General features: G+C 46.5%; 16 protein-coding genes. 6 read left to right on the top strand and 10 right to left on the bottom strand.

The genetic code is table 11. The features are described from left to right. The gene (locus MKY35_RS24270; RefSeq protein ID WP_342445025.1) at positions 1-777 is read right to left on the bottom strand and encodes an SMI1/KNR4 family protein; all 777 of its coding nucleotides are present in this window, start codon (positions 775-777) and stop codon (positions 1-3) included. Positions 778-934: 157 nt separating this feature from the next. Here MKY35_RS24270 and MKY35_RS24265 point away from each other — a divergent pair, with 157 nt between their 5' ends. Then, complete coding sequence (locus MKY35_RS24265; RefSeq protein WP_342445024.1) at positions 935-2,569, top strand: DUF6138 family protein; 1,635 nt, start codon at positions 935-937, stop codon at positions 2,567-2,569. Here the strand turns inward: MKY35_RS24265 and MKY35_RS24260 are convergent. Next, positions 2,559-2,918, bottom strand: coding sequence for a hypothetical protein (locus tag MKY35_RS24260; RefSeq protein ID WP_176715670.1), 360 nt, complete (start codon positions 2,916-2,918; stop codon positions 2,559-2,561). The two genes, MKY35_RS24265 and MKY35_RS24260, sit on opposite strands and share 11 nt — an antisense overlap. Further along, positions 2,899-3,558, bottom strand: a complete 660-nt coding sequence (locus tag MKY35_RS24255) for a hypothetical protein (protein WP_342445023.1) — start codon at positions 3,556-3,558, stop codon at positions 2,899-2,901. Before MKY35_RS24255 ends, MKY35_RS24260 begins: the two co-directional genes overlap by 20 nt. 152 nt (positions 3,559-3,710) lie before the next feature. Between MKY35_RS24255 and MKY35_RS24250 the strand changes: the two genes are divergently transcribed. Next, positions 3,711-4,250: a hypothetical protein gene (locus MKY35_RS24250; protein ID WP_342445022.1), complete on the top strand. Its 540-nt coding sequence runs from the start codon at positions 3,711-3,713 to the stop codon at positions 4,248-4,250. A 61-nt stretch (positions 4,251-4,311) separates the two neighbouring features. Here MKY35_RS24250 and MKY35_RS24245 read toward each other — a convergent pair whose 3' ends face one another. The 7 genes from MKY35_RS24245 to MKY35_RS24215 form a co-directional block, all read right to left on the bottom strand. Further along, complete coding sequence (locus MKY35_RS24245; protein WP_342445021.1) at positions 4,312-4,755, bottom strand: immunity 26/phosphotriesterase HocA family protein; 444 nt, start codon at positions 4,753-4,755, stop codon at positions 4,312-4,314. 2 nt (positions 4,756-4,757) lie between these two features. Then, a complete protein-coding gene (locus tag MKY35_RS24240) occupies positions 4,758-5,318 on the bottom strand; it encodes a hypothetical protein (RefSeq protein WP_342445020.1) in 561 nt (186 codons plus the stop codon). Beyond that, a complete protein-coding gene (locus tag MKY35_RS24235; RefSeq protein WP_342446700.1) occupies positions 5,302-5,829 on the bottom strand; it encodes an SMI1/KNR4 family protein in 528 nt (175 codons plus the stop codon). The genes MKY35_RS24240 and MKY35_RS24235 overlap by 17 nt, the downstream gene beginning before the upstream one ends. An 82-nt stretch (positions 5,830-5,911) precedes the next feature. Continuing rightward, positions 5,912-6,541, bottom strand: a complete 630-nt coding sequence (locus tag MKY35_RS24230; protein ID WP_342445019.1) for a hypothetical protein — start codon at positions 6,539-6,541, stop codon at positions 5,912-5,914. Between the two features lie 178 nt (positions 6,542-6,719). After that, positions 6,720-7,127, bottom strand: coding sequence for a hypothetical protein (locus MKY35_RS24225; RefSeq protein ID WP_342445018.1), 408 nt, complete (start codon positions 7,125-7,127; stop codon positions 6,720-6,722). Beyond that, positions 7,120-7,764, bottom strand: a complete 645-nt coding sequence (locus MKY35_RS24220; RefSeq protein WP_342445017.1) for an immunity 50 family protein — start codon at positions 7,762-7,764, stop codon at positions 7,120-7,122. The genes MKY35_RS24225 and MKY35_RS24220 overlap by 8 nt, the downstream gene beginning before the upstream one ends. A gap of 39 nt (positions 7,765-7,803) precedes the next feature. Further along, a complete protein-coding gene (locus MKY35_RS24215; RefSeq protein ID WP_342445016.1) occupies positions 7,804-8,421 on the bottom strand; it encodes a hypothetical protein in 618 nt (205 codons plus the stop codon). Positions 8,422-8,756: 335 nt separating this feature from the next. Here MKY35_RS24215 and MKY35_RS24210 point away from each other — a divergent pair, with 335 nt between their 5' ends. The 4 genes from MKY35_RS24210 (at position 8,757) to MKY35_RS24195 (ending at position 13,885) form a co-directional block, all read left to right on the top strand. After that, positions 8,757-10,406, top strand: a complete 1,650-nt coding sequence (locus MKY35_RS24210) for a DEAD/DEAH box helicase (RefSeq protein ID WP_342445015.1) — start codon at positions 8,757-8,759, stop codon at positions 10,404-10,406. Positions 10,407-10,563: 157 nt separating this feature from the next. Continuing rightward, complete coding sequence (locus tag MKY35_RS24205) at positions 10,564-11,466, top strand: cation diffusion facilitator family transporter (RefSeq protein WP_013312377.1); 903 nt, start codon at positions 10,564-10,566, stop codon at positions 11,464-11,466. A 91-nt stretch (positions 11,467-11,557) separates the two neighbouring features. Then, positions 11,558-12,571, top strand: a complete 1,014-nt coding sequence (locus MKY35_RS24200) for an LCP family protein (protein ID WP_013312376.1) — start codon at positions 11,558-11,560, stop codon at positions 12,569-12,571. A gap of 150 nt (positions 12,572-12,721) precedes the next feature. Continuing rightward, a complete protein-coding gene (locus MKY35_RS24195; RefSeq protein ID WP_029518549.1) occupies positions 12,722-13,885 on the top strand; it encodes an AI-2E family transporter in 1,164 nt (387 codons plus the stop codon). Positions 13,886-13,975 lie beyond the last annotated feature (90 nt).

Below are 13,975 nucleotides of genomic sequence, written 5' to 3'. Positions count from 1 at the left end.
TTACTCTACAACCCGGCAATGCTCTTTTTGCAAGAATGCTAGAATTTCATCACGAAGTGCTATCGCTGTGGGTTCATAAATGATCGCCACTTCGCGTCCATATGCATAGTTAAAACGCACATATCCGCCTAGAGTCTGAAGAAAAGCCATGCAGATATGCTCGTTTTCAATCCATAGATTTGAGTCAAAATGCTGTTTAAAACGCTGAGCCAATACCTGTATAGATGCTGGAGTTATTTGCAAGGCTTGATCGTTCGGATGGGCTGAACCGCAAGCTTCCGCCGTCTCGGGTGGATTAAATAGTAGAAATGTTGCTGCTCTATCCAGACTGACAGGTTCGAAATAACGGGGGAATGGCTCTATTCTTCCGAATTCATCCTGTAGTATATGCTCCAGTGTATCTGTAAATGGAACCTGAACATCTAATGGCTTCTTAGTAATGACCTCCGAATGTCGCGGTAGCCAAAGCAAACCTTCGACCTGAGGGTGCACCGCTAGGAAATCCCCATCTATGGAGCTACCGATGACCACGCACTCGCCTAGCTGTTGCACGGTGATCGGACAGTTATCATCATGCGTCCACAGTTCGTAATCCGCATAGGATTGTAATAGTTGAGCATCAGGCGGTTCAATCACCAGCAGTCCGCAAAAGGTACCAGGCCCATAGCGGGTGAGGAATGCTACATAGGGAGGTGGTAAAGTTAATCCATAGGTATGTTCGAAAGTTGTCAGTTCTTCGGCAGCCACCGTCGTATGTTGTGTGGAAACCCAATACATATGAATACACCTGCTTTCCGGCACTCTATCTATAGGGATAGAGTCCAAAAGTAAATGAGAGATATGCTATAATCAGGAAATAAAATAGTTATAGATTAGTCTATCTTAATTCCGTAGGAACTACAATTTGTGAGGGGACGAAGGAGGAACACATCTTATGACATCAGGGGTACAAGCCTACATCGATCCAATTTTTGAGGAGATTGACCAGACATACGCTTCTGAGCAAAAGCGCATCGCCGAATTCCAAATCAAAAGCGTCCTTCACGAAGGGATTCATAAATACTTAAAAGTTACTTGTAAGAAGGATGGGCTGTGGGTGGATACCCACGAACCGTTTGATTGGGATCGTCGTAGACCGGATACGGAAATTTCTGGGTTTACAGATGGGGTAACATTGCAGCAGGTGCAGGACGAATGGATGCCTATGTTCAAGGAAAAGATAGAGGCGCTATTTAATTCGGAAGAATTCAGCTCCATGTTCTTTCGTTATCGGCTGGATTTTCATCTGGAAGTGGTCTTGGAGAATAAGGCCAATCATTTTACATTCTCACTCCTAAATGAAGATAAACGGCAGCAACTGTTAGCCACTATCCAACAGTTTGTAGAGCAGAAGCTCAACCCCTCCAGTAAAGCTATCCCGAAGGAAGAGGACGATTTTTTCTTAGTGAGACACTTGCTTGATCCTCATTTGTACCCTGTAAACGCCCAGCGGATGAATGAGTTGCTGAATCGAATGGATGCCAAAGTGAAGGTCAGCCGCAAGCGTGAGGAAGCATGGAGGTATCAGCTCAGCAGTGGCTTAAAGCATTGGGCTGAGGATGAATTTCTGCTGAAGTATGCGGATCGGGAAAAAAGCTATGGACTGGATTATAAAGTGAAGCCCGATATTCTCCCTTCGGAAATTCCCGCGCCAGCCATGGAGATGTTCCTGCTTACCGCCATGCGGGTGGGCTCGACCGATGCCGATGCACGGCAGAAGTATTTGGAGATTGCTGCACAGTTGGGTTCGGATCAGGCAGCCCAGTGGCTTAAGAACGGATCAGGAAGCATCCCAGCGTTATATACAAGTGAGCGAGTCATCTGCCAAGCCAATGATATTTTGCAAACGCTGGAGGTTCAGGTTCGTTCAGAGGAAGAAGAGAGCTATAGAGAAGCACTCGTATATTTATGCGATATTTTAAGAAAGGGCTTTACCAAGGAATATCGGATGAAGTTCAAAAGCAAGGTGAAAAACTACCTGCCTGTACCCAAGTTGGCTAAATCTACGTTGCATCGTTTCTTCGCCAATGCACTTGAATACCCTGCGCTGCATCCGTTGCTGGCTGAATATGCTGAGGTTGTGATGGAAGAGTTCAAGTGGTATAACGATGTAGAGCCCGGTGAAAAGTCGGCAATGCCGGGAACCTATGCGGTGATGGGACTGGGCCTAAAAGGAAATAACTATTTCCCATTAGTGAATCGTTATATGAAGCTGGTGGACAGTGAACATCAGTCCGTACAGGACGGTTACGCCGCTGTATTTGCTGACGCACACGGACTGACACCGGACACGATACCCGTTTGGACGAGGGTTCTACTGGCAGGCAACGAGTCTGCCAAACCACTGAAGTCATCCGGAATTGAAACCGTAGAGCAGGCACAGGTACTGGTGGAGGAGCTTGAGAAGCTGGAGAACTACGAACAAGAGGTGCTTGTTTATCGTATATGGGGTGGCGCGAAGAAACTAAAAAACAGCCTGAAGCAGGCTGTCCCTGAGGTAAAAGAGCTGCTGGAAACGCTTATTCCATAAAAGCATCATATTCATGATAATATCGCAGTCCTTGCGCAATGCGTTCAATATCCGGCTCGCTTCCGCTGTGGCGTAACACTTCAATGACATCCTGTACAGTCGCCACCTCCAGCCAAGATTGCACCTGATGGTCTGGCAGAGATGCAGGTATACTTTCATCACGATGATTGGTGACGGTGAGACCGGCATCCTCCAGTTCCCACAATTCTTCCTCGGGAATGATGTAATAGGTAGAATTGAGCGGATTACTTTGAACATGTTTCAGATTGGCAAATACCCATTCATTGATTTCTGTTTGGTCAACGGCATGGACCAGTGCTTCAAGGCTGTCAAAAGTTTGTATGCTCATGTATGGAGGCTCCTCTCTTAGCCGCTGGCTTATGCTGTAGCTTTTGTAATATCTTTAAGATGGACTGGCGATTCTTCGCATCCTTAATGTACTTGGGAATGGAATGGGAAGCCGTACGCATCATACCGGATGTAGGCTTTTCTCGCAACTCGGCAGAGATATAGGAGAGCAGGTAATTCAGGTGTATCCGGTTAAGAGCCCAGACAGGTTTACCCCGATAGTAATCAAGGAAGTACAACTGGAGCTGGAAAATAGGGTCTTTTCCGTTTTGGATCACGTTCGTATGCCATTCGCGTGATTGCACACGATGCACCGGAACCTGATTGCGTGTTTCACAGTGCGGACAGTTTATATTCGTATTTTTATGGAGTTTCGTTCGGTCATCATGGATTTCGATATTAAAATACCGTTCGCAATGGTTACATACGCCGCGTGCATAGAATGTATAAGATTCGGGCTGCTGATATGTGTAGTAACAATGAGAACATCGAACGACGTAATGACAGTCTTTTTTGGATATGGAAATAAAAGCTTGGCCCTGACAACGGGGGCAGTGAACAGTTACCTGTTCTCCTCTTCTAATCACGGCGCTAAAGTCATATTTGTATCCATATTCATCTTTGAAGCGTTTTTGCTCCATGTTCGTTCCTCCTTTTCGGAAAGATCGTAAAAACGTACTCTTTATATTTCATATGTTATAATATTCCTTAACAACATTAACACTTGAAAATGGCCTTATCAATGCGCCGAAGGGTAAAAGGTGAATGGGACGTGCAAAAGGAGAGGGTGAACATGAGCATTTTTACAGGGCTGCAACGTCCGCAGTTTCAGGCTTATTATGATGAGGCTTTTCTAATAGATCATCGTTTTGAAAATGGTATGGGCTTTCCGCCTTCTTATATAGATTATGTCAAAACTCTTGGTTACGGGCTACTATGCGGCTTATGGAACATTCATATTCCTCTTGGCGATCACCCGGATTCATGGCTTCATCGTTATCATGATTGGCGGGCTTGGTTTGATGATTTGCTGGAATCAGAAGAGGTTTTGCAAGAAGCGGCGCTGGAGCCAGATGGTTTTCCGGAGCTTTTGGAGCATGCGGTCCCTTTCGCTTCCAGTGAAGAGGATGACTTGCTGATCTGGGATATTCAATCGCCTGATGAACGGGGGGAATTCCCAATCTATGCTTTGAATCTGCGCACATGGGGCAATTTTCGGTATGCAGCCTCGGATTTGTATAGCCTCGTCGAAGCGTTGGTGGATGAAGAGCGCGTGAAGTCGGTATTGGGGACAGAGCGTACATCATTCCCATATACGTTTGAACCCTTTTAACAGGTCAAATAACCACCTTGGCATTCAAACTTCAAGGTGGTTATTTGTGCTGCTATTCTTCCTAGCGGTCATCATGTTGGGCTAAATATTGCTGTACCAACTCATATCCAGCCACGCCCATTACCGTATATTGATTATATTCTTCCAGTTCCAGATTGCGTATATATTCATCCCCACAGTATAGATGGCCCGCGCAATTAAAATATTTTAGCTGCTGTTGTTCCTCGGAAAGAGGGCGATGATCGATAATGGGCCATACTCCTTTCGTCAGATTTTGGGTGGCGGTGAATATAACTTCAAATCGGCTGCGATAACTAGTGAACGGAAGATATGTCGTTTCTCCCTCGTACGCTTGATTCTGGCCTATGGATAGAACCCCGAAGGAGAACGCTTTTTTGAATCTACCATACAGTGCGCAGATCACCTGACATACCGCAAATCGGCCGTCATGCAGGGGGATAACAAAAATATCGCCTTCCCGATGCTTGATTCTTTTGAACACCATCGTCAGGCCAGCTCTTCCTGAATGATTTCTGTTTTTAGACCTTTAGCGCTGGTAATCGTAATGCTGATCGCATCATAGCCGTTTCGCTTCGCATCTTCAAAATCGCATCGTTCGCCGTTGATCAGCTCTAACTGCCCATTCTCATCTACATCGTCTGCAAACTCGTTATCCCAATCAACATTATAAAAGGCAGTTACGCTTATCTCGAAAGTATCTTCACCATCTTCGTCCAGATAGGGCAGCAGGGGAGTGCGATTGTTCTGCTGCTCCTTGGTATAAACTTCGCATAGCAGAGCATCGTAACCATGGCGGGTTCCGTCAAAAATCACGATCTGTTCACCTGTGACTGCATCTTCTGCAATAATGAGCTGGGGGGCAAATTCAGTTCCAGTGATCAGCTCGTCCATAAGTTCTCCATAATAAAAAATGTGGAATTTCGTATGTCCTGCCTGTGAACGAAGCGTACCTGTCCACTCCTGCTCGACCCATGTCTCCAGGTTTTCGGGTACCACCCAACCCTCCAAGTAAGCCGGTCCCCATTTAGCATTATGTATTTCTGTCATCAGTAGGTCTCCCTTTCTGCTCGTTGAGTTGTTCAATTACCTGATTAAAAAACGTTGTAAAGTCTGTTGCCACCAGATACAAATGTCCACATTCGTCCTGCTCTGCAATATCATAGTTCAGTTTGTCATCATAGGCATGAAGATGTGTGCGGTCCCAGTAGTACACATACGGGGTGTATTCCTTACATGTCAGAACGTAAAAATTGTCGCCCGCATCTGCACCAATCAACAAAGCGCTCTCGACATGATTGATTTCATCCAGAAATTCATCATTAATCGCTAGAAGGTCATGATTTTTGTTGGATACCTCATATCCGAAAAAACAAGTCAAATCAATGTCTCCGTTATCCACTCGATCGAAGGGCACATTGCAATAAAAAGGGGCGGCTACATAAAATCCGTTATATTGTGAAAGAAAACGTTTATAGCCAGCGGGCAATATACGCTGTATCTGTTCCTCCAATGCTGCGATCTGGGCAGGCAAAAGCCCTGATTCAATTGCGAATGACATCAACAACCAGCCCCCTTGATTCTAGTAAACCATAGATCTCTTTTTTGGAAATGAGACGACGCAGCGGTGCATCACTGTGAGATCATGTCATCGATAGGGTGACGATTTTGTTGTCCTCATCCACTTCGACCTTCACATTCACTCCCAGCTTATCCTTAAACAGCTTACTGATATTGATATAGTCATCCTTAACCGGACGGCTTGAATTACCAGTTGTGCGAGTCATCCCAGCGGTGATGATGGAACGGACGTATGTTTTATCGAGCTTGGCTTCGGGATTATAGGTATAAATCATCCGTTCCTGCTGATTATAAAAATGGGTTAATTCCGTGTAGTCGTTAGCATTCTCATACTGCTTTTCCTCACGCACATACTCAGGGTGGTCCATGGTGTAGTGGATTCCCCCGTCGAGGAAAGGATTTTCCTTGGAGGGTCGGAGTTCATATTGTCCATAGGCTAGCTGAAACAGATACTCTAAGCCTGAGCCCTCCGCCTGGTAGTAGAGCTGGCGACTGTCCCCTCTTTTATCTATAGCGGCATAGCTACTGATTAAAGGCCAGGCATCATACTTTTTATCCTTTACCTCAATGGCAAGCTTGTAATGTACAAGCACCTTTTCATTTTGAAATAATCCAAAGCTGCTCATAATAAAATACGCAGGCACACATATAATTCCGATAATCAATATGAATATAAATATTCTTACACGCATAAGTAGAGTGATTCTCCTTTGGTTGTCGATTATGTGGAAAGCTCCCGTTTGGCAGATGCACCGAATTCCTCATGCTCTACTAATTGTTTCAGAGCATGTTGTGCGAAAGGCATGCTTTTATGTGCGCGAAGCAATGCAAAAGCGGCCCCCTTGACTAAGATATATGTATCACTGCGGATCAACTCTCATGTCTGTAGTTCGATAAAGCTTCTTCTGGTCCGCCACCCTCCAGCAGCACCATAACCGCATAGGAGATCGTATCAATCCAATCGTCGAGGGTATTGATCTGCTCTATGGTCAGCAGGTTGTTACGCTGCAGCATACTATCAGGATACAATGCCCACGCCCGTGTATATTGGCAGATCCCCCACAAAGCGGCAATCAGCTCCTGTTCTACGGATGGTTTCTCCAACTCATCTGCCAGAACTTCAATGATAGTCATCAGCTCATGGAAATTATCCTCAATTAGTTCTCCCTGGAAGGGACGGAGCATCCCTAGAAATCCGTTTTGCATTTTGGGATGATCCAGATCATCGTGAATAAAAGAATGACAACGTAATAGCTCACGAGCCTCCTGTTTATTCATTCAGTTCCTTAATCTCTGCCTGGATACCTCTGCATAGAAAGCTACCTGACAGTCCCGTCAATGCATCGATATCAACGACCATGTCTGCTTCTTCATAGCGGAAATCAAGCTGCAAGATGATGTTTTCTGTTTCTACAGGAGTTAATACATGCTCTTTGGTTTCCAAAAATGTAAAAGTAACTGCATAGCGTGGAACGTCTTTTGCTGGAGCTCCAGGAATCACAGGTGCCTCAGCCGAAGGCTCCAGATCCGGTGATTTAGGGACAAGCACGCTAGCGTAGGATAGCTCAATCGTCAGCGTAATCTGGTCTTTCGTCATATTAGCAGCCGTAATTCGGTCATAATGAAAGGGAGGGAAATAGCCGAGCTTTTCGACAATGCTGTCTGCACCTTGAATAGAAACGGTTGGAGAGAAAGCCAGCTCCAGTCCGATGGACCCTGCCAGTTGGCCTTCATATTCCGGATTGATACGTACAAGGGCTTGTTCCGGCTCTACTTTCAAAATCGTGCCTATAAAATACTGTTTGCCATGGATCAGAACAATATCATGCGGAACGAACGGCAACGCTCCCCCGGCTTGATAATGAATGAGATATTCGTTCTCTTTTTTTTCAACCTTTTGAACTTGAATTTGCATAAATTGCAGCCTCCTGGGGTTAATAGTATGACGGATTGTTTAAGTGTGTGGTAAAGGGAACGGAGTCCACGATTGAAAAACATACTTCATATCCGGGGTATCCTGTTCGAGCATAAATGGAAGAATATCCATAATGGCGCGTGCTTTACTGCCAGCATAAAAGTTGCGCGAGCTATGTAACAGTTTGTTTGCCTTTATTAACTGGCTGAGCTGCAGCATAACGTCTTCCACGCTTGTTCGGTCAATACGTTCATAAACGTCCTGACGGATCGAAACAAGCATCCCGCAATTGTTGGGGGATTGACCCATAGGGCCATTGGACAAAAGAATGTACACTTCCGGCGTCGTCCCTTTGTTATAGGACGATTTGATACTAGGCGCCTCTATAACCAGCATCAAAGGAGTCAATTCATCATCGGTCACAATGCGGAGCAGTTCCTGCTTGTCCCAGCGGATCTTACCGTGTTTGGCTTTCTTGGATTGATAGATAGACACACGGGTATTGCGGATTCCTGATATATTCAGGAGCGTTTCAAAACAATCGAACAGGTTAGTAAAGCACTCTTCAGCAAACAAAGTGTGCTTCTCCGACAAGGAACCGGTCATTATAAAATTATAATGCAAGTTGTTAACCACAAGCATCCATCCTTTATTCATGAATTACCAATTCTTATACCATAATATATGACATGAAGATCGAATTCACCTTTTATATAGACTGTGGTCCTGTTCATTAAAATCGTTTGGAAACCAGTTCAACTTCGCGTATACTAGGAAAGTCATACATGGAACGGTCCTGAGCCGCATTGCGGCCGTATGTTGGTTACATGAACAGATTCAACGATAACGGATAAGCTCCCTTCCTGAAAAGGGTAGAATGAGAACCGATACAAAAATGGGAATTCTGAACTATGGAACGATAGATGTCATATGGCACATGAACCTATTTTACGTGACACATATTGAATACAGATAAGGGAAGTGAATACCACTTGAAGAATTTTGCAGCATTAGGCGTAGAGCAGCATTGGGTAGAAGCCTTGAAAGAACAGGGGATTTCATCTCCAACTCCTGTACAGCAGGAGTCGATTCCACTGCTGATGGAAGGTCAGGATGTTATCGCCGAGGCACATACGGGAACCGGAAAGACGCTTGCGTTTTTACTGCCGATTCTACAAAAGCTGAATTTGGACAAGCGACACCCCCAGGCACTCGTGATTGCACCTACGCGTGAACTGGCGCTCCAGATTACGGAGGAAGCAAAGTGCTTGGCTGCTACGGAGCCGAACCTGTCATTACTGGCTGTATACGGAGGACAGGATGTGGAGCGTCAGCTCCGTAAACTGAAAGGCGGCGCACAACTGATTATTGGAACACCTGGGCGACTGCTGGATCACCTGAGACGTGGCACGCTGGATCTAGGCGGCATTAAAATGCTGGTTCTGGATGAAGCCGATCAAATGTTACACATGGGCTTTTTGAACGATGTGGAGACGATTCTTCAGGAAGTTCCTTACCGGAGACAGACGATGCTGTTCTCCGCTACGATGCCAGCCGGTATTCGCAAACTGGCTCGTGTATATATGAACGAACCTGTAGATGTCAAAGTAAAATCCGCTTCTTCCGTTCCGGTGAGCCAAATCCGTCAGGTCGTTGTGCAAACAACAGACCGTGGTAAGCAACAGGCATTGGTGGATATGCTGAATACGGATCGTCCGTACTTGGCTGTTATTTTCTGCCGTACGAAGCGCCGGGCTGCCAAACTGAACGAAGAGCTGCAAGAAATGGGCTTTCAGAGCGGTGAGCTTCACGGGGATTTGTCCCAGAACAAGCGGGAGCAAGTGATGAAGGCGTTTCGTGAAGCGAAACTCCAATTGCTCGTAGCGACTGATGTAGCTGCACGCGGCCTGGATGTAGAAGGCGTCACGCATGTCTTCAACTACGACATGCCGCAGGATGCCGAAAGCTACATCCACCGCATCGGGCGTACCGGCCGTGCCGGAGGCAAAGGCGTGGCGGTGACGCTCGCTACGCCAAGGGATATTCCAGAGCTTCGGAACATCCAGAAAGTTGCTGGTGTCACATTCACCAGCAGTGAGGGCGGCGGACAGCGTAGACCTGCTTCCGATACGGCTGATCGGCAGGGTCGAGAACGCCGTTCGGGCAGAAACGACCGCCGTTCCTACGGTGGCAACGACTCCGGCGGTGGACGCCGGGGCAGCGGCCGCGAACAGGCGGGCCGTCGTGACAGTGCAGGCGGCGAACGTCGCTCTAGCCGCGGCAGTAACGAGCGCAGCGGATATGACCGCAGTAGCGGCGGTTCTGCACGTGGAGGCCAAGGCCGCTCGGCGGGACAAAGCAGCGAGCGTGGCGGGTATGACCGTAGTAGCGGCGGTTCTGCACGTGGAGGCCAAGGTCGCTCGGCAGGGCAAAGCAGCGAGCGCGGTGGGTATGACCGCAGTAGCGGCGGTTCTGCACGTGGAGGCCAAGGCCGCTCGGCGGGACAAAGCAGCGAGCGCGGCGGGTATGACCGCAGCAGCGGCGGTTCCGCACGCGGAGGCCAAGGTGGCCGCGGTGGACAAGCCAAAGGCGGCCCGCGTGGTGGTCAAGGACAAGGAGGCCGTCGCGGACGGTCCAGATAGATAAAATAGGAGTATTCTCATAGAATGCTCCACTATGGTTATCATAATAGCCCCGGGGAGGCTCATCTTCCGGGGCTATTATAATCTTCATCCATACCGCTGAAAGAGCAGCGCCATAAGATAAATTCAAAAGATAAATTTGGAGGGGTTATACATCATGCAGGAACAGGATATGGGCAAGCGCGCCATGGTCTCAGCATGGATCAGCCTGATTAGCAACATCCTATTAACCGGCATTAAGATTATTACAGGACTTATGTTCAACAGCAAGGTGCTGGTAGCCGATGGTGTGCATAATGCCGGGGACGTGATTGCCTCTGCAACGGCACTGGGGGCGATGCGCATATCTAGCCAGCCGCCGGATGAGGACCATCCTTATGGTCACGGCAAGGCAGAAGTGATCGGTGCAAGCGTGGTGGCGGTCATATTGTTTGGAGCGGGTATATTTATCGGCTATCATTCGATTGCAGCACTGTTCGAACCGATGCCACAGGAGCATATACTGGCATTGGTGGCCGCCATTATTTCCTTGCTCTGGAAACAGTGGCTGTATATCTACACGATTCGTATCGGGAGAGCGGCCAATAGTCAGGGTCTTATTGCAACGGCAAAAGATCATCTCGCTGATGTGTACGCCTCTGGGGCTGCTGTACTGGGTATCGGCTTGGGGCTGATTGGGGAGCACTGGAGCATTTCAATTTTATCTTACGGCGACCCTATTGCGGGATTCGTAGTAGCATTGCTAGTTCTGAAATTGGCGTGGGAAATGGGCCGTGAATCCATAGATGTACTTATGGAAAAAGCGATTGCAACGGAGGAAATTGAAAGCTACGCCGCAGCCGCACTGAGTGTAGCCGAGGTTCAACGTATTGACCGTATCCGTGCTCGTGAGCACGGCCATTATATCATCGTGGATATCCGCGCTTCAGTGGATGCCTCTTTGACGATTCAGCAGGGACACGATATTATCCGACTGATTAAGGGGGCTGTCATGAAGCGGGAACCGCGGGTTTATGAGGTGCTTGTTCATTTGAATCCATGGTATGCGGACGACCATTAGAACAGACGGCGCGAATTGACAGATAACTTGCAGGAAGGGTATGCTTTTAAAAGCCGAACGATGATGAATAAAAGCGAGGTTACCCGAAAATATGCGAAAATTTTTAAAATGGTTAGGCATTTCTGTGACTGCGGCGGTTCTTTTAGTGGGCGGATATTATACGTATTCTATATATCATTTTACGAATCAAATTTCAGTTGCTTCCGGACAGGATTCGAAATTCAAACCGCAGGCACAAACTCAAACCAATGTACAACCTGTAGAGGTATCGCTCCCACCGGAATGGGATGGGACAGAAAGAGTGAATATTCTGCTGCTAGGCGGCGACTCCCGTGGAGAGGATTCAGGGCGTTCTGACTCCGTTATGGTTGCTTCTATTGATCCGGTTACGAAAAAGGCTACACTGATGTCGATTCTTCGTGATACGTACGTCAATATCCCAGGTCATGGGCAAAGTCGATTGAATGCTGCCTTTTCCTACGGGGGACCGGATTTGACTAGACAGACCGTGAGCGACCTGCTGGGCATACCGATTCAATATTATGTATATACTGATTTCAATGGTTTTATTGCGCTGGTTGATTCTGTGGGTGGTATTGACCTGGATGTTGAAAAAGATATGCATTATACCTCCAAGGCAGATAAACACCAGTTTGATATTGATTTGAAAAAGGGAATGCAGCACATGGACGGTAAAACAGCCTTGCAATATGTACGCTTCCGTCATGATGCGACTTCCGATTTTACGCGTACGGAGCGGCAACGCAAATTCATTACCGAGCTTGGCGGTAAAATTCAGTCAACCTCATCTCTAATTAAACTGCCGAGTATTTTAAATAGCATTTCTCCTTATATTGAAACGAACCTGAGTACTACGGAAATGCTGCAATTGGCTTCATTGGGCTTTAATATCGATGCAACAACAGTAGCGAAGCAGCAAATCCCGCCGAATGAATTGGTGCGCGGGGAAACCATTAAGGGTGCGCAGGTATTGGGTGTAGACGAAAGAAAGCTCAAGCGCTTCATACAGAATCTTTTTGAACAGGAGAACAAACCTGTGACCACGACGGTGGATGCTGCAACCACGATAAATGATACTCCATAACCCTCGAAAGCAAGCGAAGTTCGTACGATGACGTACAACTTTGTTTGCTTTTGTGTTTATTTGGGTATAACCTTGTATATTTTGTTCCAAAAATATATCGTATCTATGAAGAACGTATACTCATTTGTGTAAAGAGAAGGGGAATGTGGTGTGGAAATAACTCCGGCATGGAAAGACCGATTCAAGAAGTTTTTTCTGAACAACAAGTTTGTGTTATTCCTGCTGGTACTGCTGCTGATCGGCTTGAATATCTTGGTGCTTACCAAAATTTCATACATATTCACACCTGTCATGGTGCTGTTAAAAACGATCATTCTCCCTGTCATTTTATCCGGCGTGTTGTACTATCTGTTCAATCCGTTGGTTGATGTACTGGAGCGTAACAAGGTGAAACGAGTATACTCCATTGTTGTATTGTTTTTGCTTATTATAGGGGTTATTGCGATTGTGGTTACATCGGTGGTGCCTGTGATCCGTGATCAAATACAGGGGCTTATTCAAAATTTCCCTGCCTATAGCGAGCAAGTACAACGACAATTCGAGAAACTGATCGGCAGCGATTTTGTAAACCAGTTCCAGAACACGATTCAAATTAATCCATCTGAGCTGGCCTCCAAAGCTTCTGAAAAGTTATCTAGCTTTATTAATAATGCATGGACGGGTGTGGGCAGCTTTTTGGGCGTGGTTACAGAAACGGTACTTGCGATTGCCACGGTTCCATTTATTCTGTTCTACTTGCTAAAAGATGGACACAAGCTACCACAGTTTATCCTGAAAATGCTCCCGCCTATGTTTCGTAAAGAAACAGATCGCATTATGACCGAGATGAATCATCAGGTCAGTTCCTATATTCGTGGGCAGATTATTGTCAGCTTCTGTATTGGGGCGCTGTTGTATATTGGTTACCTAATCATTGGATTAGACTACTCTCTGACGCTTGCAGTCATTGCATCCTTTACGAGCGTTGTCCCCTACTTAGGTCCCGTCATTGCCATTACACCTGCGTTAATTGTAGCCTTGGTCACCTCACCGATTATGCTGCTCAAGATGGTTATCGTGTGGACAGTCGTACAGCTCATTGAGGGTAAATTAATTTCTCCACAAATTATGGGCAAATCTCTTCGGGTACATCCGATCACGATTATCTTCGTTATTCTGACCGCAGGCAATTTGTTTGGTGTGGTGGGAATTGTACTGGCGGTTCCGGGGTATGCCGTCTTGAAAGTAATCGTTACACATTTGTATAGTTTCTTTAAAAAGCGTTCGCATCTCTATGAGGCGGATAAAGGGAACGCAAGTCTTTACGAAAAATAAACTTTTCCACTATAAAATTGATAGGGGCCCCTCTTGGGTAACTGTGGCTACGCGTGCTATAATTAATGCCTATCCTTATTCCCAAATAGA

This window comes from Paenibacillus sp. FSL L8-0638, assembly GCF_038593075.1.
Classification (GTDB): Bacteria; Bacillota; Bacilli; order Paenibacillales; family Paenibacillaceae; genus Paenibacillus; species Paenibacillus polymyxa_D.
Note: the sequence above shows the minus strand (reverse complement) of the source record. Positions and strands in the feature narration are given on the sequence as shown.

Coding starts and splice junctions, on each gene's coding strand:
- MKY35_RS24220 (WP_342445017.1), bottom strand. CDS start 7,764: ATGCAAATTCAAGTTCAAAAGGTTGAAAAAAAAGAGAACGAATATCTC.
- MKY35_RS24215 (WP_342445016.1), bottom strand. CDS start 8,421: ATGAATAAAGGATGGATGCTTGTGGTTAACAACTTGCATTATAATTTT.
- MKY35_RS24255 (WP_342445023.1), bottom strand. CDS start 3,558: ATGGAGCAAAAACGCTTCAAAGATGAATATGGATACAAATATGACTTT.
- MKY35_RS24260 (WP_176715670.1), bottom strand. CDS start 2,918: ATGAGCATACAAACTTTTGACAGCCTTGAAGCACTGGTCCATGCCGTT.
- MKY35_RS24240 (WP_342445020.1), bottom strand. CDS start 5,318: ATGACAGAAATACATAATGCTAAATGGGGACCGGCTTACTTGGAGGGT.
- MKY35_RS24270 (WP_342445025.1), bottom strand. CDS start 777: ATGTATTGGGTTTCCACACAACATACGACGGTGGCTGCCGAAGAACTG.
- MKY35_RS24265 (WP_342445024.1), top strand. CDS start 935: ATGACATCAGGGGTACAAGCCTACATCGATCCAATTTTTGAGGAGATT.
- MKY35_RS24230 (WP_342445019.1), bottom strand. CDS start 6,541: ATGCGTGTAAGAATATTTATATTCATATTGATTATCGGAATTATATGT.
- MKY35_RS24205 (WP_013312377.1), top strand. CDS start 10,564: ATGCAGGAACAGGATATGGGCAAGCGCGCCATGGTCTCAGCATGGATC.
- MKY35_RS24250 (WP_342445022.1), top strand. CDS start 3,711: ATGAGCATTTTTACAGGGCTGCAACGTCCGCAGTTTCAGGCTTATTAT.
- MKY35_RS24225 (WP_342445018.1), bottom strand. CDS start 7,127: ATGAATAAACAGGAGGCTCGTGAGCTATTACGTTGTCATTCTTTTATT.
- MKY35_RS24245 (WP_342445021.1), bottom strand. CDS start 4,755: ATGGTGTTCAAAAGAATCAAGCATCGGGAAGGCGATATTTTTGTTATC.
- MKY35_RS24235 (WP_342446700.1), bottom strand. CDS start 5,829: ATGTCATTCGCAATTGAATCAGGGCTTTTGCCTGCCCAGATCGCAGCA.
- MKY35_RS24200 (WP_013312376.1), top strand. CDS start 11,558: ATGCGAAAATTTTTAAAATGGTTAGGCATTTCTGTGACTGCGGCGGTT.